This is a genomic window from Gelatiniphilus marinus, assembly GCF_042684345.1.
GTDB lineage: Bacteria > Bacteroidota > Bacteroidia > Flavobacteriales > Flavobacteriaceae > Gelatiniphilus > Gelatiniphilus marinus.
In genome coordinates this window covers 358,782-377,405 of the sequence record NZ_JBHULK010000003.1, presented here as the reverse complement: position 1 = coordinate 377,405, position 18,624 = coordinate 358,782, and the positions used below count along the sequence as shown (strand labels likewise).

At 36.7% G+C, this 18,624-nt stretch carries 16 protein-coding genes; 6 read left to right on the top strand and 10 right to left on the bottom strand.

All coding sequences use genetic code 11. The features are described 5' to 3' along the window. The first annotated feature begins 73 nt into the window (after nucleotides 1-73). The 5 genes from ACFSQS_RS10495 (at nucleotide 74) to ACFSQS_RS10475 (ending at nucleotide 4,793) form a co-directional block, all read left to right on the top strand. Nucleotides 74-520 carry a DUF4870 domain-containing protein gene (locus ACFSQS_RS10495; protein ID WP_388018175.1) on the top strand — a complete coding sequence of 149 codons (447 nt, stop codon included), beginning with the start codon at nucleotides 74-76 and terminating at the stop codon, nucleotides 518-520. A 220-nt stretch (nucleotides 521-740) separates the two neighbouring features. Further along, nucleotides 741-1,082, top strand: a complete 342-nt coding sequence (locus tag ACFSQS_RS10490; RefSeq protein WP_388018172.1) for a PadR family transcriptional regulator — start codon at nucleotides 741-743, stop codon at nucleotides 1,080-1,082. After that, nucleotides 1,079-2,929, top strand: a complete 1,851-nt coding sequence (locus ACFSQS_RS10485) for a PspC domain-containing protein (RefSeq protein WP_388018169.1) — start codon at nucleotides 1,079-1,081, stop codon at nucleotides 2,927-2,929. The genes ACFSQS_RS10490 and ACFSQS_RS10485 overlap by 4 nt, the downstream gene beginning before the upstream one ends. Nucleotides 2,930-3,048: 119 nt before the next feature. After that, the gene (locus ACFSQS_RS10480; RefSeq protein WP_388018166.1) at nucleotides 3,049-3,786 is read left to right on the top strand and encodes a head GIN domain-containing protein; all 738 of its coding nucleotides are present in this window, start codon (nucleotides 3,049-3,051) and stop codon (nucleotides 3,784-3,786) included. Between the two features lie 326 nt (nucleotides 3,787-4,112). Further along, the gene (locus ACFSQS_RS10475) at nucleotides 4,113-4,793 is read left to right on the top strand and encodes a LysE family translocator (RefSeq protein WP_388018163.1); all 681 of its coding nucleotides are present in this window, start codon (nucleotides 4,113-4,115) and stop codon (nucleotides 4,791-4,793) included. A 210-nt stretch (nucleotides 4,794-5,003) separates the two neighbouring features. On the opposite strand, the gene porN is transcribed toward ACFSQS_RS10475, so the two are convergent. From porN to ACFSQS_RS10425, 10 genes are all read right to left on the bottom strand, one after another. Beyond that, on the bottom strand, nucleotides 5,004-5,894 hold the full coding sequence (porN, locus tag ACFSQS_RS10470) for a type IX secretion system ring subunit PorN/GldN (RefSeq protein WP_388018160.1): 891 nt from the start codon (nucleotides 5,892-5,894) through the stop codon (nucleotides 5,004-5,006). 117 nt (nucleotides 5,895-6,011) lie between these two features. Continuing rightward, nucleotides 6,012-7,574, bottom strand: coding sequence for a type IX secretion system motor protein PorM/GldM (gene porM / locus ACFSQS_RS10465; RefSeq protein ID WP_388018157.1), 1,563 nt, complete (start codon nucleotides 7,572-7,574; stop codon nucleotides 6,012-6,014). 48 nt (nucleotides 7,575-7,622) lie between these two features. After that, nucleotides 7,623-8,264, bottom strand: coding sequence for a type IX secretion system motor protein PorL/GldL (porL, locus tag ACFSQS_RS10460; protein WP_388018154.1), 642 nt, complete (start codon nucleotides 8,262-8,264; stop codon nucleotides 7,623-7,625). Nucleotides 8,265-8,339: 75 nt separating this feature from the next. After that, a complete protein-coding gene (porK, locus tag ACFSQS_RS10455; protein WP_449267410.1) occupies nucleotides 8,340-9,701 on the bottom strand; it encodes a type IX secretion system lipoprotein PorK/GldK in 1,362 nt (453 codons plus the stop codon). Between the two features lie 163 nt (nucleotides 9,702-9,864). Continuing rightward, a complete protein-coding gene (locus ACFSQS_RS10450; RefSeq protein ID WP_388018148.1) occupies nucleotides 9,865-11,031 on the bottom strand; it encodes a formimidoylglutamase in 1,167 nt (388 codons plus the stop codon). 3 nt (nucleotides 11,032-11,034) lie between these two features. Next, complete coding sequence (topA, locus tag ACFSQS_RS10445; RefSeq protein ID WP_388018145.1) at nucleotides 11,035-13,554, bottom strand: type I DNA topoisomerase; 2,520 nt, start codon at nucleotides 13,552-13,554, stop codon at nucleotides 11,035-11,037. A 140-nt stretch (nucleotides 13,555-13,694) separates the two neighbouring features. After that, nucleotides 13,695-14,477: a hypothetical protein gene (locus ACFSQS_RS10440; protein ID WP_388018142.1), complete on the bottom strand. Its 783-nt coding sequence runs from the start codon at nucleotides 14,475-14,477 to the stop codon at nucleotides 13,695-13,697. A 127-nt stretch (nucleotides 14,478-14,604) separates the two neighbouring features. After that, entirely contained in the window at nucleotides 14,605-15,858 is a 1,254-nt protein-coding gene (locus tag ACFSQS_RS10435; protein ID WP_388018140.1) for a hypothetical protein, read from the bottom strand. A 30-nt stretch (nucleotides 15,859-15,888) separates the two neighbouring features. Beyond that, nucleotides 15,889-16,278, bottom strand: coding sequence for a hypothetical protein (locus tag ACFSQS_RS10430; RefSeq protein ID WP_388018137.1), 390 nt, complete (start codon nucleotides 16,276-16,278; stop codon nucleotides 15,889-15,891). 59 nt (nucleotides 16,279-16,337) lie between these two features. Next, nucleotides 16,338-17,030 carry a hypothetical protein gene (locus ACFSQS_RS10425; protein WP_388018134.1) on the bottom strand — a complete coding sequence of 231 codons (693 nt, stop codon included), beginning with the start codon at nucleotides 17,028-17,030 and terminating at the stop codon, nucleotides 16,338-16,340. Nucleotides 17,031-17,176: 146 nt separating this feature from the next. Here ACFSQS_RS10425 and miaB point away from each other — a divergent pair, with 146 nt between their 5' ends. Beyond that, nucleotides 17,177-18,616 (top strand): tRNA (N6-isopentenyl adenosine(37)-C2)-methylthiotransferase MiaB, encoded by a 1,440-nt coding sequence (gene miaB, locus ACFSQS_RS10420; RefSeq protein ID WP_388018131.1) that lies wholly within the window; start codon nucleotides 17,177-17,179, stop codon nucleotides 18,614-18,616. Nucleotides 18,617-18,624 lie beyond the last annotated feature (8 nt).

Genomic DNA, 18,624 nt, shown 5'->3' with positions numbered 1-18,624 from the left:
TAGTACTATGCGTAACAAAGTACCTTCTTTTAGACATATATTTGCATAAGAAACTATTATATGTTTTAAAATCATGTTAGACAATCATCAAAAAAACATCGCCACGTTTATTCATTTATCGACCTTTAGCAGGTTTATAATTCCGTTTGGTAATTTTATTGGCCCCATTGTACTATGGAGTGTTAATAAAAACAAATCGGAGTTTATTGATGCCCATGGCAAGCAAGCCATTAATTTTCAGATGAGTATTTTGCTATATGCTGTAATTCTGGGAACACTTACCATTCCGTTTTTTATTTTCAAGATTTTTAGCGGGTTGGATTTTATAGATTTTAACGGGTTTCATAATTTTCATATAAACATTGGCAAGCCATCTCCATTACTTTATATAGGTGGTGCGTTGGGCGCTTTGGCCGTAGTGGGTTTTATTTTGGAGTTGGTTTTTATTGTAATTGCCAGTTTAAAGGCACGCGATGGCGAATTGTACCAATACCCTTTAACGATTAATTTTTTAAAATAATAATGATGACTGCGGACTGAATACTGAAAACGGCGGACTTGCCCGCGTTAGGGATTGCAGAGGAAAGCCCACAGCGAGGCACGAGCGCGGACTTGTAACGGAAAGCCCGACCCGCAGGGTAACGCCAAAAAAATATAAATTAGAGTAAAAATATCATCAATAATAAATCATCAAATCAATCAAAAAATGAACAGTTTCACCTTATTAAACGAATGACACTATGAAGATAGAAAACACAAAAGCACAGATGCGTAAAGGGGTATTAGAGTTCTGCATACTTTCGGTCTTAAAGGATGACGATGCTTATGTAGCAGAGATTTTAAGCACCCTAAAAGATGCCAAGTTGCTTGTGGTTGAGGGTACTATTTACCCTTTGCTAACGCGACTTAAAAACGCTGGTCTTTTAAATTACAGATGGGAGGAAAGTACCTCTGGGCCACCACGTAAATATTACGGATTAACCGAAACAGGGAAGCTGTTTTTAAAGGAATTGAACACCACCTGGAGCGAATTGCACAACGCAGTAAGCATAGTAACAAGCCAAAAAACTACAAAGAAATGAATAAGACAGTAAACATAAATTTAGCAGGTATATTTTTTCATATAGATGAGGATGCGTACTTAAAATTGCAACGCTATCTTGAGGCTATAAAACGTTCGTTTACAGACTCTCAAGGGCGATCTGAGATTATAGCCGATATTGAAGCCCGAATTGCCGAACTTTTTAACGAGCGGGTACAGAACAACAAACAAGTTATACGCATAAAAGAGGTGGACGAAGTGATTGCCATAATGGGGCAACCTGAAGATTACTTGGTGGACGACGAGATTTTTGAAGATGAGCCGCAAGCTACGTACAGCAAAAAATCGGTGCCTTCAAAAAAATTATTTAGAGATACAGACAACTCGTATATTGGAGGCGTATCGTCTGGATTAGGGCACTATTTTGGTATTGATGTGCTTTGGGTACGTTTAGCTTGGATTGTTTTAATATTTGGGGCCGGTACCGGCATTCTTTTATATATTTTACTTTGGATTTTAGTGCCGGAAGCTAAAACAACCTCGGAAAAAATAATGATGACCGGCGAGCCCGTTAACATAAGTAACATTGAAAAAAAAATTAAGGACGGGTTTGAAAACGTGTCTGAAACGGTAACCGACGTTGCAAAAAACGTAACCGAATCGGTATCGGGTGCCGCTAAAAATGTGAGCGAATCGGTATCGGGTGCTGCAAAAAAAGTGGATTTAAAAAAACAGGGCAGTAAAATAAAATCGTCTTCCCGAACTTTTTTTGATACCATTGGTGATATTATAATGTTTTTCTTAAAAGTGTTTGCAAAATTTATTGGTATCCTTTTAATTTTTATTGGGGCCTTTACACTAATAGCGCTGCTGGTAACACTGCTATCTTTGGGCGTGGTAGATGTTATCCATTTACCGGGTTTAGACCTTGTTGAAATTGTAAACGCAGGCAATACACCTATTTGGTTGGTATCGCTATTAACCTTTTTTACAGTTGGTATTCCGTTCTTTTTCCTGTTCTATTTAGGGCTTAAAATTTTAATAAACAACCTTAAATCGATTGGCAATATTGCAAAATTTACCCTTTTAGGCGTGTGGTTAATGTCTATTATTGGGCTGGTAGTTATTGGTGTTAGGCAAGCCAGCGAACATGCTTTTGATGAAGCTGTAGTTGAGAAAAGAGAATTAAATATTACGGCTAACGACACTATTAATTTAAAAATGGTTGGCAACGATCTTTACACAGATTACATTAATAGACACAGTAACAATTTTAAAGTAGCGCATAATGAAAATGGGGAAAAAACTATTTATTCATCGGATGTTGCCATTATTGTTAAATCGACAACCGATTCTCTGGCTACTTTAAGCGTTACCAAAAGCGCCGATGGCAGAAATTATGAAACAGCCATACAACGTGCCAAAAACATTAATTACAATTATGCGCTTAAAAACAAGGTACTGCTTCTGGATTCTTATTTTACAACAGATACCAAAAATAAATACAGCGATCAAGAAGTAAGACTTACTTTATACTTGCCCGAGGGCTCTGTTTTAAAATGCGATAAAAATTCAAGCTCGTTTTTCTATTACAGAAATTATCACGGAACTATTGTTACCCATACCGACACCAATAAATATCTAAAAATTTTAGAAGATGCTATTGAATGTTTAGACTGCCCGATTGAAGAAAAAGAAGAAGATTACAAAGTAGAGGTCGATTTAAAAGATGAAAGCTCTAGCCTAAAAATAAATGAAAAAGGCGTAAAAATATCCGTTGATAGCGCTAATTTAAAAATTGATAAAACCGGAATAAAGGCCAACGACAACGAGGTAAAGGTAAAAATTGATGGCGATGGCATTTCAATAAAAACTAAGGAAAATTAAAACAACTCATCATTAAAAAATAACAGTTCAGATATTTAAGTTTTAAATGAATAAAAACAATAGTGATATTTGAACGGGTAAAAATAAATCATTAATCATCAATCAAAAAACGAACAATTATGACAACACTAACAAAAATTATCGTAGCAACAGTACTTGCCATACTAAGCTTAACTCTATTTTCCTGCAATTTTGATATAAACATGAACTCTGGCGTTAAAGGCAATGGCAATGTGCAAATAGTAGATCGAACCGTAACCGAATCGTTTTTAGCTATTAAAGCAACCGAAGGATTAGATGTTTATTTAACACAAGGCAACAGCGAAAGCATAAGCGTTGAAGCTGATGAAAATTTACACGAACTGATTTTAACCGAAGTGATAGATGGTGTTTTAAAAATTCACACAAGCCAGAATATTGGCAAGGCCACAGCTAAAAAAGTAATGGTTAGTTTTAAAGATGTTTCTGCAATTACCTCAACAAGTGGCAGCGATGTATATTCTACCAATACCATTAGCGCCAATCATTTAAAACTAAAATCGACTAGCGGAAGCGATATGGAGTTGGATGTTAACACCTCGATATTAGAATGTAAATCTACCAGCGGCAGCGATTTAAAATTATCTGGCAAAACCAACAAACTAATTGCAGAAGCCACAAGCGGAAGCGATATTAAAGCATCAAATTTAATTGCCGAATCTAGTGAAGTTAAAGCTACAAGCGGTGCAGATATTAGCGTAAACACCGTAAAAGAACTTACGGCCAAAGCTACTAGCGGTGGCGATATAAAATATTATGGCAATCCAGAAAAAGTGAATAAAAAAGATGGCGTTTCTGGCAGTATTAGAAAACAGTAAATAACGTGAGTTCGATTTAAAATTTTTATAATTATATGCTTTAGTTTGTTGTTTTTTTAGTTGTTTGTCATTTCGACAGAGCGAGGAACGAGCGACGAGAAATCTCATTCAATAGAGATTCTTCCTCATTCTTCGTTTGAATGACATGGTTTTAACTTTGTAAGTTTACAACCTACTGATTATGAACTATAATTATATCGAACTCACGTTAAATAAGTATTGTTATAACAGGTTGGTTGGTAAAATGCAGCACTTTACCAAAAAGTGAGTAAAGCATTTTATAATCCTAAAATATTTCTTTACTTTGTGTAAAGCCACTCTCAATTATGTTTGATGATATTTTAGCAGCCATCCCCTTTGGTTTTATACTAGCCTTTACAATTGGCCCTGTGTTTTTTGTGCTTTTGGAAACTAGCGCTACCAAAGGTTTTAAAAGCGCTCTTATTTTTGATTGCGGCGTTATGCTTGGCGATATCCTATTTATTATTATTGCTTTTTACAGTACCAACAGATTATTGGACAAAGTGAAAGACGATCCTAGTTTTATAATTTTTGGTGGTGTTTTATTGGTAACCTACGGTATAATCTCGTTTGTTAAAACATCAAAATCTTTTCGGCAAATTGTTAGGGAATATCATAAAATTGAAATAAAAAAAGGCTACGGAAAGCTATTTTTAAAAGGATTTTTGCTCAATTTTATAAATATTGGTGTTTTATTGGGCTGGGTAGCTTTTATAGTTTTGGCAAACTCGCTAACAGAATCTAAAAACGGGGTAATGGTTTTTATTTCAACCATATTAATTGTTTATTTTCTGGTAGATCTGGTTAAAATAGCTATTGCAAAAAAATTAAAAAACAAACTTACGCCTAAACTTATTTTTAAAACCAAAAAAGTTATTGCACTTGTAATTCTAGGCTTTGGAATTTTATTGCTGGCACAGGGTTTTTTTCCGGATGAGAAGAAAATAATTAAAGAAACACTAGAGCAAATTAACCCTTTGAAATAAATTAGGATTCTTGCACATTGGAAATTTTATTTAATGCTGGTAGGTAGATTAATTTGTTACAAGTTATGCGCTTTACTGTGTTTAACGCTATAAGAAGACACATTTTAGGCCAAAGTAGAACAATCTGGTAATAGAGCAAAAAAAAAAAGACTGCCTTTTATTTAAGACAGTCTTTTTTTTTTGGGTGAAAACCTTTAGGAAGTTGTAAACTTAATAAGTCCACATATCCAATTCAAAATCTCGAATTTTATCTTTTATACGTTCAGATTCCAACAACTGCATTAAGGCATTATCAGAGACATATTCACTAATTGTCCTATCTCCTTGAACATTTTCTTCTTTATAAATGTAACCATCAAAACGTCTAGAATTTAATATGTGGTCGAAAGAGAAAGGTATGGAACTATTCTCACTGTTAAACGATTTTGCTTCATGCAACACTTCTCTGGCATCTGGGAAAAAAACCCAAAACAGCTCTACCAAATCTGGTTCTTCTTCATCTATAAAGTTAACATCTGGAGCTACTGGAGCAATGCCCAACAAGCGGTATTTCATTTCGGCCTGCCTTTTATCGAAATACCATAGCCCTTTTATGCGGTATTCTCTAATATCTGCTGCTGTAATGTCGCGTCTGTTAATATATTCGGGAGATAATTCTTCTCCTGCATTTAACTGCTCAATACCTAATTCTGTGGTATCAATCATGGTTAAAGCAGCCTCAATATCTTTTAAGGTTCGCTTGGTTGTAAAATAAGAGTCGTCATAGATGTTTTCTATTTTCCCTTCTTTGATGCTCTTCATGAGCACGTGGTACAACGAGCGCCTATTGCTGCCAATATTATTGGTATCGATTGGGTAATAAAGCGGAAAATTAACCCGTTCGTCTAAAACGATTTTTTCCCAAACCATTCTTGCAAAAAGAATATCTCTATCGTCAACATAGCCATATTCCAACGGTTTATCGTTATCGACTGCTTTTTGGGCTTCTGTTCTTACCCCAATTTCTTCGGGGCTTTTAGCGTTTAGTATGTTAGCTTGTGCTACCATACCAGACACTGTAAAAACTGTTGCTGTGGTTAATAAAAAACTTTTTAAATTCATGAGTTTCTTTTATTTTGTTTGTCCAACGGTCTCATTTAACATCCATAGTTTTTTTGGGTTTAAAAACCTATGGATGTTTCATTCTCTTTTATATTATTGGGTTTTACCCATGTAATACTAGTTTGTAAGCTCAACAAATACCGGAGATACTTTTTTAAGTATTACACTAACACCAGAGGCTTTAGCTTCAATATCGAATATTTGAACCCCAGACCCACGTTTTGCTTTTCGTAAAGCAGCTTTGGCTCTACTATCTAACTTGTTTCCATTAACATTTATTGTGGGCTGGCCAGGAACTTTAAACTTAAATCCTGTTACACGTAATGGCAACTCGAAATCGAAATCGTCAAATTTAGCACCAATGGTTGAGATTTCAAGGCTGTTACGTTGCATTTTTATAGCACCGTCTTCTCCTCTTACCGTACCTGTAGGCTTTGGCAAATCTTTTATTCTGAATTTGGCATTATCGCTTACTTTTCCACCATCTGGTAGAATACCGGTTACGTTAATAGTAACTTCTCTACCTTTTATTCTTGTAGCATCCATAACATAACTACTACCAGATTTTCTTGATAAACCTTGCGCACTAGCCGTTACTTTATTATCCGGAATACCAGCAAACGAAATGGTCATGGGGTTTTTAACACCTCTGTAAACCACATTCATTTTATCTGCTGAAATGGTGGCTGAATTTGGTTTGGCAACGGTTGCAAATGATGAATTTACAGGAACTTCAATTTCTTCGCCGTCTTGGTCGAAAATTAATTTTCCTTCAATTCTATGCTCGCCTACACCACCAGTACCTATTTTAAGCTTTACTTTACCTTCTTCAATAGTATATTGGTTTTCTGTTAATGGTCTGCCATCCAAGGTTAGCTCTACCCTACTTGGTTTTGTAGAGGCGTCTTTTCTACCTAAAACGATCTGTCCATCAAACTGCTCGCCGTTAAAGTAAGCTGATTTTGAGGTTTCCATTAATGTGGTATAGTTGGTCATGGACACTTCACTGGAGAGCGTACCTTGCAGCATGTTTCCTAAAACTTCAGACTCTGTGGTCTTAATATCGGCTTGAAGCTGTGTCATTTTAGTTAATGAGGCTACTAAAGGAAAGCCTTTGTAATGGTATTCTAGCCAATCTACTTTTATTCCGTCTCTGTTTATTTCTTGATCGGTATTAAACTTATCTTTAACGTCTTTAATAACGTTTTCCATTCCTTTTTTACCTTCTAATAAAGATACTACACCTTCTCTAAAGGTACTTATTTGGTTTAAAAACTCTTGTCCTTCTGGTTTTAGTTTGTCTCCTTTAAAGAAATTTTGGTCTAGGTAATCGCCCCTGTCCATAATTTCGTAATCAGTAGCGTCATCAACCGTTTCGGTCATTTTTGTTTTTAATTCTGACAAATAAGCATCAAAATCCATTGCCAATTTGTGCAGTTTTTCTGCATCTGCCTTTAGGGGTTCGTACTTTTCTGGCTGTTCTTCGGCCTTAAGTTTTAAACTAGCTACAAAACTAGCGTTGCGTACCTCGGCGGCTTCGTTAGATTCTACGAGTCTTTCGTTCATTAATCCGAAGGCTGAAAGCACTTCTTTAGACATATTTAAAGCTAGCATTGCTATAAATATTAAATACATCAGATTAATCATTCTCTGTCTTGGTGATAAATTTCCTCCTGCCATGTCTAATTAGGTTTTTGGTTAATTAATAAAATTGGGTTAACCCGCTAATTAGTTTTTGTTCATTGCAGTTAACATACCACCGTAAACACCGTTTAGCGACGATAAATTAGAGGCTAAAGACTGCATTTGCTCTTTTAATTTGGCTGCATTCTCTACAGATTCTTCGTTTATTGCTGCTTGTTTGTTGATGCTTTCCAGCTGTACTTTATATAGGCTGTTTAAAGATTCCATTTGTGCAGCGGCAAGTGTTAGCTCTTCGCCATACTTTTTGGTTGCCTCGACAGACTCTACTGTTGAGGATATATTTTTCGCAGCACCTTCAAAACTTTTAATGCTATCGCCTAAACTTGCCATGAGTTCGCCATCTATTTTGGCGTCTTTTAACAACTCGTCGAGTTTTTTAGATAGTAGCCCTTGTGGGTTTTCTTTTTCTTTTTTTGTGGTGCCGCTTTGTGCTCCAGCTAATTCTGGATATACCAAGGACCAATCGAGATCATCATCTACGGGCTCGAATGCAGAAATTGCAAAGATAATAGCCTCGGTTACAAGACCTAAGGTTAACATAAAGTTGCCGTCTATAAATCCAAACTCCATATGAGTGATTTTGAATAAAGCTCCAATTATTACAATTGCTGCTCCTAATCCATAAGCCATATTCATGAATCTTTTACTTGCTTTTGACTGTGCCATAATTTTCGGTTTTTAATTTTAAGTAGTAATACTTAAGTAGGTTAATAGTTTTATTATTGATTTGATTAATATTTATTAGTTTCCAGCGCTCTGTGTTACTTTTGTCCCCATGTAATCTTGCACTGTTCTGAAACCTATATAACTTCTTGCAGAATCTGCGTATTCGTAATCTCTTGAACTTACTTGTAAAAAGTAAGCAACATCTTTCCATGAGCCCCCTCGAACCACTTTACGCTGGTTGTTTTTATCGTTAACACTAGGGTTTATGGTTGATGTGTATTCGTAAGAATTAGGGTCGTAAGATGCATTTACCCATTCTGATACATTACCGGCCATGTTGTACAAGTTATAATCGTTTGGATCATAAGACTTTGCTTCTACGGTGTATAATGCTTGATCTGCTGCGTAATCGCCACGAACGGGTTTAAAGTTGGCCATAAAGCATCCTCTGTCGCTCTTGGTATATGGGCCTCCCCATGGATAGGTTGCTGCTTGCAAACCGCCTCTGGCAGCATACTCCCATTCTGCTTCGTTAGGTAATCGAAATCTATTAACAAAGGCTGCTTTTTTTGATTTTTGATAGGTATTTTTGTTTATGGTTCTCCACTCACAGAATGCTTTGGCTTGTTTCCAGGTTACACCTACAACCGGATAGTCGCTGTAAGCATCGTGCCAAAAATAGTCATTGTGCATAGGCTCGTTGTAGGAATAAGCAAAATCCCTTATCCAAACCGTGGTATCTGGATATACTTCTATTTCTTCCTTTACAATTACGTCTTTACGCTTTACACCTCTATTTCTAGCGGCTTCTTGTATATCCATATAGCTGTATTGGAACTTAAACTTTTTTACATCCCAAGTACGTTGGCCGTTGTACGATTCGTCTAATGGCAAATACATGGTATCCATTACCTCTGCGTAATATTCGTCTGGATATTCATCGGTATCGAATATCAAATCTACATCGTGGTTTAATTTTCTACCTTCATATCCTGTTGGCCCAAGACCTGTGTAATTTTCGAACATGTACTTTTCGTAAACCGACATGTTGGCGGTATCTGCATCTTTAAAAGCATATTCTCCTGTACCTCCATCTTCTGGGGTAAGCCCAAAATCGTCTGCTATTTTTGCCAATTCCAATCTTACAATAGAATCTCTTACCCAGTGTACAAACTGTCTGTATTCGCTGTTGGTTATTTCTGTGGCGTCCATATAAAGAGCCCTTACGGTAACTGTTTTGGCAGGAGCATCATGAATTCCGGCCAAATCGTCATCAGCTTTACCCATTATAAATGAACCACCAGGAATAAGCTCCATGCCATACGGCTTTTCCGGGTGCCATTTTTTACCCTTAACACCTACCAGTTCGCCTCTATCTTTAGAGCCACAACTAGCTAGAATTGTTAGTACTGCGGTTAATAAAATAAACTTTTTCATATCCATAGAAAACTCGAGGTTAATTATTTAAGCTTTACTTTTGAGAGCGTAAACATATTTATATATTTTTTAAAAAACAACTTTATTTACAAAAAAATTACATTTCATCGTGAAAAAATTACATTTTACCGATAAAATCCAGTATTTGACCATGTTTTGTCCACTATACACAATTCTTTTGAAATGCTTTGTACCAACGTTCTGGCACCTTATTATTGCAAGCATCTAAATAATCTTGGTGCATGCAAGGTAATAACGTATGCCTTTTTAATTTATTATTGACTTCTGATAAAAAAGGAATCTCTATCCACCAACGTCCTGTTTTTGCACTCTTGTAAAATATCAGTTCTTGCTCGTCAACCAATGTAATGAATTTTTGGTAGTTATTTTCGTTAGAAAAATCATCGTCCTTCACTCTAAAATTATACCCTTCAATAAAATACCAAATCATTTGTGCGATTAGCATCGAGGTTACCTCATCGTCCTTTGAGGGTTTGTATTCGTAAATCCCGAACGATGACACCTTATTGCTTATTCCGGCATAGCGAGCTATGGCGCATATTTCCTTTCCGTTTAATCCATTGGGCGAATACTTTTGGTTTAAACTAAGCGCAGAGGCTTGTACGGCACTTAAATCGATACTTACAATATGGGCATCGCGCAAAGCGGGCTCGACAATTTTTATATCGTTAGCGACATCTCCAAGCCTGTAGGACTCGAAATATAGCCTGTCCATTAAATCGATTTCTTCTTGCGAGTTAAAATAGGTTTGATACCCTATGGTTGCGTAATTAAACAGATTGTAGGGCTCGTCTAAAATAATCTTACCAACAAAACTGTTGTTTTTAATGGGTTTTGCAGAGTCTCCTAAATCGAATTTACAATCTACATTTACAATATTAACCATGGGCACCAACGCATCGTAAGCCCTGTAATTGGCATAGGTTAAATCTTGCGAGCCTCCTATAATTAAAGGGGTTATTTTTTGTTTAACCAATATGGCAATAGCTTCTTTTAGGGCAAAATAGGTGTCTTCGACGGTTTCGCCTTTGTTAATATCGCCCAAATCTGCTACTGCGGTGTTCCAACTGCCCGGAAAAAGCCCGTAGAGTGATTTTCTGATTTCGTTAAGCTGAAATGTTTCGCCTATATAATTAACGTCATTTCTATTTTCTAAAACACCTAGGATAGCAATATTGACACCTTCTAAATCGGGGATACCATTTTGGGCCGAATGTATTTTAAGCTTTCGCCCTAAAGCCTGAGTTGGCAGTAGCTCGTTATGGGCCAATACCAAATCTGAAACAGGTGAGAGAAAATTAAAATTCATTGCTTATTTTTTCTTTTTTGTGGTGTTTTTTTTTGTTGCTACTTTTTTCTTGGTTGTTTTTTTCTTTGGCGCCTTGGCTTCAATGAGTGCTTTGGCTTCTTCCAAGGTCATATCAGAAACATCAATGGTTTTTGCCAGTTCTACCTTTATTTTTTCTTTAACTACGTTGTGTCTTCCCCAGCGTGCTTTTTCAACGCGAATACCTTCTTCTTCCCAATTATGGATAACTTTATCAATTTCCTTTTGGATTTTAGTCTCGATCAATTCAACAATATCTTCTTCAGATAAGTTATCCCAATCGTATTTTTTGTTCACGTTAATAAACATATTGTTCCATTTTATAAATGGTCCAAAGCGTCCTTTGCCTTTTTGTACAGGCAAGTCTTTGTATGTATATATAGGTGCGTCTGCTTTTTGCTTTTCTTTTATTAAAATTACGGCTTGGTCCAGATCGACACTTAAGGGGTCGGTACCTTTTGGGAGCGATACAAATACGCTGCCGTGCTTTACATAAGGGCCGTAACGGCCATTGTTAACTTGTACGTCTTCGCCTTCAAAAGTGCCTAGATCTTTTGGTAACTGGAAGAGATCCATGGCCTCTTCGTAGGTAATGGTATTTAGCTGTTGCTCTGGGCTTAGGCTTGCAAACTGGGGTTTTTCGTCGTCGTCAACCGTACCAATTTGCACCATGGGCCCAAACTTGCCCAAGCGCACGCTTACTTGTTTTCCGGTGTTTGGATCTGTGCCCAAAATACGTTCTCCAGATTCTCTTTCGGCATTTTCTTTTACATCTTCTACTTGCGGATGAAAATCTTTGTAGAACGATTTCATCATTTGTATCCAGTCTTCTTTTCCTTCAGCGATATCGTCAAAATCTTCTTCAACTTTTGCTGTAAAATTATAATCTAAAATGCTTTCAAAATGGTTGACCAAGAAGTCGGTTACAATCATCCCTATATCGGTTGGAACCAGTTTTCCTTTATCGGAACCTACTTTTTCAGACAACAATTTATCTTTCACAACACCACTTTGCAAAGTGAGCTGCGAATAATTTCGCACTTCACCTTCAACGGTACCTTTCTCAACATAATTTCTGTTTTGAATGGTTGAAATGGTTGGCGCGTATGTTGATGGTCTACCAATACCCAATTCCTCTAGTTTTTTAACCAGGGAAGCTTCGGTGTATCTTGCTGGCGGCCTTGTATAACGCTGTGTTGCCGTTATGTAATTATTAAGTAGTGTTTGGTTGGTTTCCATGGCTGGCAGCATGCCTTCTTGCTCGACATCTTCATCGTCGGTACCTTCTAAATACACTTTTAAAAAGCCATCAAAAGTTATTACTTCTCCGTTTGCGGTAAAGGTTTCTTTGTGCGTTGATGCGCTTATCTTCACATTGGTTCGCTCCAGTTGTGCATCGCTCATTTGCGAGGCAATGGCGCGTTTCCAGATAAGGTCGTACAGACGTGCTTGGTCGTAATCTATATCAACGGTCTGTGTTGCGAAATTAGTTGGACGGATGGCCTCGTGCGCCTCTTGCGCTCCTTTTGCTTTGCCTTTATAATTTCTTGGTTTACTGTATTTTTCGCCGTAGGCATTTTTAATTTCTTTTGCAGCGCCTTTTCTAGCTTCGTCGGAAAGGTTTACGCTATCGGTTCTCATATAGGTAATTAAACCGGCTTCGTAAAGGCGTTGTGCCATCGTCATGGTTTTACTTACCGAAAAATATAATTTACGCGATGCTTCTTGCTGTAATGTTGATGTGGTAAAGGGAGCTGCAGGCGATTTTTTAGCTGGTTTTTTTTGTAAATCTGAAACTTTAAAATGGGCTGAAGCATTTTGCTCCAAAAATTTTTGGGCCTCTGCTTTTGTTGAAAAATTCTTTGGCAATTTAGCTTTGAATGTTTGCCCGTTTTTCCCTGAAGCTTCGGGATAAAATTCGGCATCAATTCTATACGATGCCACGGGCGCAAACCCTTGTATTTCGCGTTCTTTTTCAACAATTAAACGCACGGAAACCGATTGCACGCGGCCTGCCGAGAGACCGCCTTTTACCTTGCGCCAAAGCACGGGAGACAACTCGTATCCCACTATCCGGTCCAGTACACGGCGGGCTTGTTGGGCATCAACCAAATCGTAATCAATACCTCTTGGGTTTTCGATGGCTTTTTGGATAGCGGTTTTAGTAATTTCGTGAAAAACAATACGTTTGGTTTTTTCTTTATCTAATTTTAAAGCTTCGGCTAAATGCCACGCAATGGCCTCACCCTCGCGATCCTCATCACTTGCCAACCAAACCGTTTCTGCTTTTTTTGCTAGGTCTTTCAGCTTTTTTACAACTGCTTTTTTATCTTTTGAAACTTCGTATTTTGGTTTAAAATCACCTTCTACATTTACGCCCAATTCCTTTGAGGGTAAATCGGAAATGTGCCCAAAACTAGACTCTACCTTAAAATCTTTTCCTAAAAATTTTTCTATGGTTTTTGCCTTGGCAGGTGACTCAACAATTACTAAATTCTTCGCCATACTTGATTTTTTGAAGCTACAAATGTATATGAAAAAAAGTTTATCTGCGGCTTTTTATGGATAATCTGTAAACATTTTAAATAAAAACACCTGTTTTTAACATTTTAAAAACAGGTGTTTTTTACTAAGTTTTAAAAATTTTACTCTACGGTTGTTCCTATTTCTTCAATGGCGCTTGTTTCGTTAAAGCCAATAGTTTTTTTATAAATTAAATAAATTGGGTGGTAAACAAAAGTTGCTGTAAATAGCAGCCCTACACCACATAACAAATAGCCTACTATTTGAGATAATAAAGAACTCACAATTATAAGACCAAATGCTAATAGCCATTTTTTATGCCCTAATTTAAAGCTGGCTTTTACAATTTCTCCAACCGATAACTCTGGATTAAATGCGAAAAATATTCCGAAAAAAGATAATGGAACAATCATGTATATTAACGGGATGTAACACAGCAAAGCTGAAGGAATAGCTATTAAAATTGAAACTAACATGATCATAAATGTTTTGCTTAAATACTTGGTTTTAACAAAATGGAAAAACTCTGCTGTTTTTACCGTTTCGTTGTTATCTAGTTTTCTCATTATCCTGTAAAAGCCTGCGTTTATTGCTACGGATATGGCCCCGAGAACAAAAATCCCTACAATTACAAACAGTATGTAAAGTATAGACATGCCCCCAAAAAAGTTATTAAAAGCATCAGAATTGGCATAACCACCTTCTTGTTGGGCTATGGCCATACCAATTAGGGGAATGTACAATACTATAATTAAAGGCAGCATTATAATGGTGGTTAATAAAATCATTAAAAAACCCTGAAGCCAAGTCTTTTTAAACAATTCGATGGATTCGCCGAAAATGGTTCCGAAGTCCAACGCTTTGGCGCGTTCTATTTTTTCTAATAAACTTGTAATGGTATGCATGGTTTAAGTTTTTGGTTAGTGCAATGTTCAAATTAAACACTTTCAAATAGATTTAACAAGATTATTTTTGTAATTAAAAAAACCCCGCATAAAAGGCAGGGTTCTTTAATTTTATTTTTTCCTTAAATCAATTCAACGAAAAAGTGCTTATTAGCTTCACATCGTTAATACCGTATTGGTATTGATATAGGGTGTTTCCGCCAATCATTATCAATGTGTTTTCTAAGGGAATAACATCGGTGGCTTGTATGTTTTTTAAGTTTTTTGTCATGCTAATATTTAACGGATCTGTTTTATCGAACAGTTTTAAGCCTGCCGTTCCGTCGCAAACAAAGAGCATGTTGCCTTTTATACCTAAGCCGTAAGGATTTTCTAAACCGTATCGAACTGCTAATGTTGGTTTGGTTTTATCGCTAATATCTATTATTTCCAAAACGCTTTCTTGTTGCCCGCATAAATTACCGCCCCTAAGGGTTACATAAGCATAGTCTCCATCAACCACCACGGGATCGCAGCTTTCCCAATGTACAAATTCTGAAACATATTCTGGTGCTGCTGGGTTTGCTAAACTGTAAATATACATGCCTCTGGTGCTTCCTAAATACAAATGATTATCGGCTTGAAACATGGTTTCTATATTCCATCCTGCTTGTTGGGTGTTTTCTAATATTGGCGATTTTAAGTTTTGAATGTTAAAAATATTCATTTTACGGGTACCCACGGTGTATAAATAATTTTTTACAATTTGGAAACGTGCCAAAGAACCGCCGGTTCCAATTACAGATTCGCTTACATTGGTTAGCCCATTACCATCAGAAAAGAAAATATCGCCTGTACCCCAAACGAAATCTTCTTTTTTACGCCTTTCTAAAGACTGGGTCCACCCGACAATAATATGGGTGTTTGCATCGTATTTTGCATAATCCATGAGTTGAGTACCCTCAGGAATGTTGGGGATTTCGTGATAAAAATCGAATACATCTTCTAAACGCTCCACTATCGATATGGTATTGATATCGGAAATATCGAAAACCACCAAATCTGTGGCGCTATCGGCATACAAAAAATCGTCTTTTACCGATATATCTTCGTTTGCAGGAATGTTGATAAATTTTATGGCTTTGGGAGATTCGGGATTGGAATTATCAATAATATGCACACCAGCTTTAGCATCGCTTACAAAAATATAATCTTTATAGGCGTAAATTTTTCCGGCTTCTTTAATGTTTGTTGGCGGCTCTACTTTTACCAGGTTTCTAAACGCGGTTTTGCTCATTAATTCTGGTGTTGCAACTTTAACGAACTGGTATTCAACATCATCTTTTTCGCAAGATATAAGGCTAAAAAAGACAAGGCTTAAAAAAAGGAATTTTAATTTCATGGCGGTTGTTTTTTAAGGTGATTATTTGTTTTAATATTTATAATTAAATGGAGATTCCAGACCTTCAATATTCAGGATAATTTCTTGGTCTCCATCAACTTGCAAGGGTTTTAAATTAAATGATATGGTTTTCACGATGTAAGCTTCACAGATTTCATTATTTATTAATTGAAATTTTAAATCGCGCTGTGGTATCGAAGTTTCGGCTATTGCACCAGAATCAACCAATTGATATTCCCACGAATCCCCGTCGCAACCCGAAGCTGCAATAGCAATACTTATGCAATCACCTATTATTTCTGCGCTTATAAAAGTAAAATTATCTGAAACTAAATTATCGTATTTTTCCTTATCTATTACAACGGGCAAATCGCAATCTAAATTAACAATGTCGTTATTATCTTCACACTGCATATTCATAAAACAGATGCAAATTAAAACGGAAAATAGCATTTTTTTAATCATAATATAATCTTGTTTTAGTAGATAAATAATGGAAAACCGTTTTGACACTTCACGCCTTTGGGTTGTTGCGGTAAATCGCAGGTCGAAACAATATCCCATTTAATATTATAAGCGGTTTCAGCGGCATTGTAAGCTTCAACTTTTTGCAAAAACGCATCCGTATCAATCTGATTTGAATACGCTATATAACCCTGTGGCCCACCGCAAGCTTTGGCTCCATAGGCTGTAAACAACCAATCGTTTGCATTGGTGCACGATACGCTTATGCTTAAATTGTAAATTTCGTTATACAAATCCATTAATTTTTGATGGTCTATTTCCTGTTCTGTCAGTTCTCTTTTAACAATCAATTCCGTTTCGGAAACCGATACGATGCGCCACGCATAATTTATGGGATAAAATTCTTGAGTAATGGTAACCAATGTGTTTTCCAGGACCCAATTGCCTTTATAATCGGAATAGCTTAAAGGCGGTGTTCCGCACCAACCTGAGGAGCGTTCAACAAAATCGCCATTGGCCTTAAACATAATGCCAGCCCCATTATTGGGTAAAGCTGGGGCTCTTTTAAAAACAGTTTCATTTTCGTTATAATAAGGATCAACCCAACTGCCAATCAATAAATTATCAGGGTTTGGGATAGCGTTCTCGTTGCTATCGCAAGCCAATATTAATAAAAAGAGGAATAAAAAAAGAGCTTTGGTTTTCATTATTTAAATCGTTTATTTTAAAGATGCAGAAGGTGCAAAAAGGTTGCGTTGAATTTTACACAAAATAACATGACATTGTGTCATAAAAACATTATTTAATTGTATATTTGCACACTTATTGACCGCGAATAGGCATCAGTTAAATTATGGAAAAGATTATAGACGAAAGCAAACAAGGGGAATCCTTGGTTTTAGAACAAAAAAAAGAAAACACCCGCAAGCTTTTTATTGAAAGCTATGGATGTTCAATGAATTTTAGCGACAGCGAAATCGTAGCTTCTATTTTAACAAAAGAAGGCTTTAACACCACCCAAAAATTAGAAGATGCCGATTTGGTTTTGGTAAACACCTGCTCTATTCGCGATAAAGCCGAACAAACCATACGCAAACGCTTAGAAAAATACAATGCCGTAAAACGCGACAACAACCCCAAAATGAAAGTGGGCGTTTTAGGCTGTATGGCAGAACGCTTAAAAACCAAATTTCTTGAAGAAGAAAAAATTGTCGATTTAGTGGTTGGCCCCGATGCGTACAAAGATTTACCCAACCTTTTAGCCGAAGTTGAAGAAGGTAGAGACGCCATAAACGTAATCCTTTCTAAAGAAGAAACCTATGGCGATATTTCGCCCGTACGTTTAAACAGCAATGGTGTTACCGCTTTTGTTTCGATTACGCGTGGTTGCGATAATATGTGTACATTTTGTGTGGTGCCTTTTACGCGCGGTCGCGAACGTAGCCGGGACCCACAAAGCATTATCGAGGAAATTAACGATTTATGGAACAAAGGCTATAAAGAAATTACACTACTTGGGCAAAATGTAGATAGCTACCTTTGGTATGGCGGCGGCCTAAAAAAAGATTTTGATAAAGCGAGCGAATTACAAAAAGCAACAGCTATAAGTTTTTCAAATTTATTAGAATTGTGCGCCAAAGCACAACCAAAAATGCGCATTCGTTTTTCAACTTCTAATCCACAAGATTTAACGCTGGATGTTATTGAAACGATGGCGAAATACAATAACATCTGCAACCATATCCACTTGCCCGTACAAAGCGGAAGCAATCGTATTTTAAAAGCGATGAACCGTTTACATACACGCGAAGAATACATGGAATTAATTGATAACATTCGTAGAATTATTCCAGACTGTGCCATAAGTCAGGATATGATTGTTGGTTTCCCAACCGAAACCGAGGCCGATTTTAATGAAACCATATCGTTAATGGAATATGTAAAATACAACTTCGGCTATATGTTTACCTATTCAGAACGTCCCGGAACCATGGCAGGGAGAAATATGGAAGACGATATTCCTGAGCCAGTTAAAAAAAGACGCTTGCAAGATATTGTAGATTTACAGCGCGAACACAGCGAAATAAGAACCAAAGAATGGTTAAACAAAACCGTAGAGGTATTGATTGAAAAAGAATCTAAAAAATCTGATGCACAATGGTCAGGAAGAACGCAACAAAACATCGTATGTGTATTCCCAAAAGGAGATTTTAAAGTGGGAGATTTTGTAAACGTAAAGGTTACAGATTGTACGAGTGCTACTTTAATTGGGGAGGCAATAAGCCCCTCCTAACCTCCCCA

Bases quoted from the DNA above. Each gene is read 5' to 3' on its own strand.
- ACFSQS_RS10495 (WP_388018175.1), top strand. From the start codon at position 74: ATGTTAGACAATCATCAAAAAAACATCGCCACGTTTATTCATTTATCG.
- ACFSQS_RS10490 (WP_388018172.1), top strand. From the start codon at position 741: ATGAAGATAGAAAACACAAAAGCACAGATGCGTAAAGGGGTATTAGAG.
- ACFSQS_RS10485 (WP_388018169.1), top strand. From the start codon at position 1,079: ATGAATAAGACAGTAAACATAAATTTAGCAGGTATATTTTTTCATATA.
- ACFSQS_RS10480 (WP_388018166.1), top strand. From the start codon at position 3,049: ATGACAACACTAACAAAAATTATCGTAGCAACAGTACTTGCCATACTA.
- ACFSQS_RS10475 (WP_388018163.1), top strand. From the start codon at position 4,113: ATGTTTGATGATATTTTAGCAGCCATCCCCTTTGGTTTTATACTAGCC.
- porN (WP_388018160.1), bottom strand. From the start codon at position 5,894: ATGAATTTAAAAAGTTTTTTATTAACCACAGCAACAGTTTTTACAGTG.
- porM (WP_388018157.1), bottom strand. From the start codon at position 7,574: ATGGCAGGAGGAAATTTATCACCAAGACAGAGAATGATTAATCTGATG.
- porL (WP_388018154.1), bottom strand. From the start codon at position 8,264: ATGGCACAGTCAAAAGCAAGTAAAAGATTCATGAATATGGCTTATGGA.
- porK (WP_449267410.1), bottom strand. From the start codon at position 9,701: ATGAAAAAGTTTATTTTATTAACCGCAGTACTAACAATTCTAGCTAGT.
- ACFSQS_RS10450 (WP_388018148.1), bottom strand. From the start codon at position 11,031: ATGAATTTTAATTTTCTCTCACCTGTTTCAGATTTGGTATTGGCCCAT.
- topA (WP_388018145.1), bottom strand. From the start codon at position 13,554: ATGGCGAAGAATTTAGTAATTGTTGAGTCACCTGCCAAGGCAAAAACC.
- ACFSQS_RS10440 (WP_388018142.1), bottom strand. From the start codon at position 14,477: ATGCATACCATTACAAGTTTATTAGAAAAAATAGAACGCGCCAAAGCG.
- ACFSQS_RS10435 (WP_388018140.1), bottom strand. From the start codon at position 15,858: ATGAAATTAAAATTCCTTTTTTTAAGCCTTGTCTTTTTTAGCCTTATA.
- ACFSQS_RS10430 (WP_388018137.1), bottom strand. From the start codon at position 16,278: ATGAATATGCAGTGTGAAGATAATAACGACATTGTTAATTTAGATTGC.
- ACFSQS_RS10425 (WP_388018134.1), bottom strand. From the start codon at position 17,030: ATGAAAACCAAAGCTCTTTTTTTATTCCTCTTTTTATTAATATTGGCT.
- miaB (WP_388018131.1), top strand. From the start codon at position 17,177: ATGGAAAAGATTATAGACGAAAGCAAACAAGGGGAATCCTTGGTTTTA.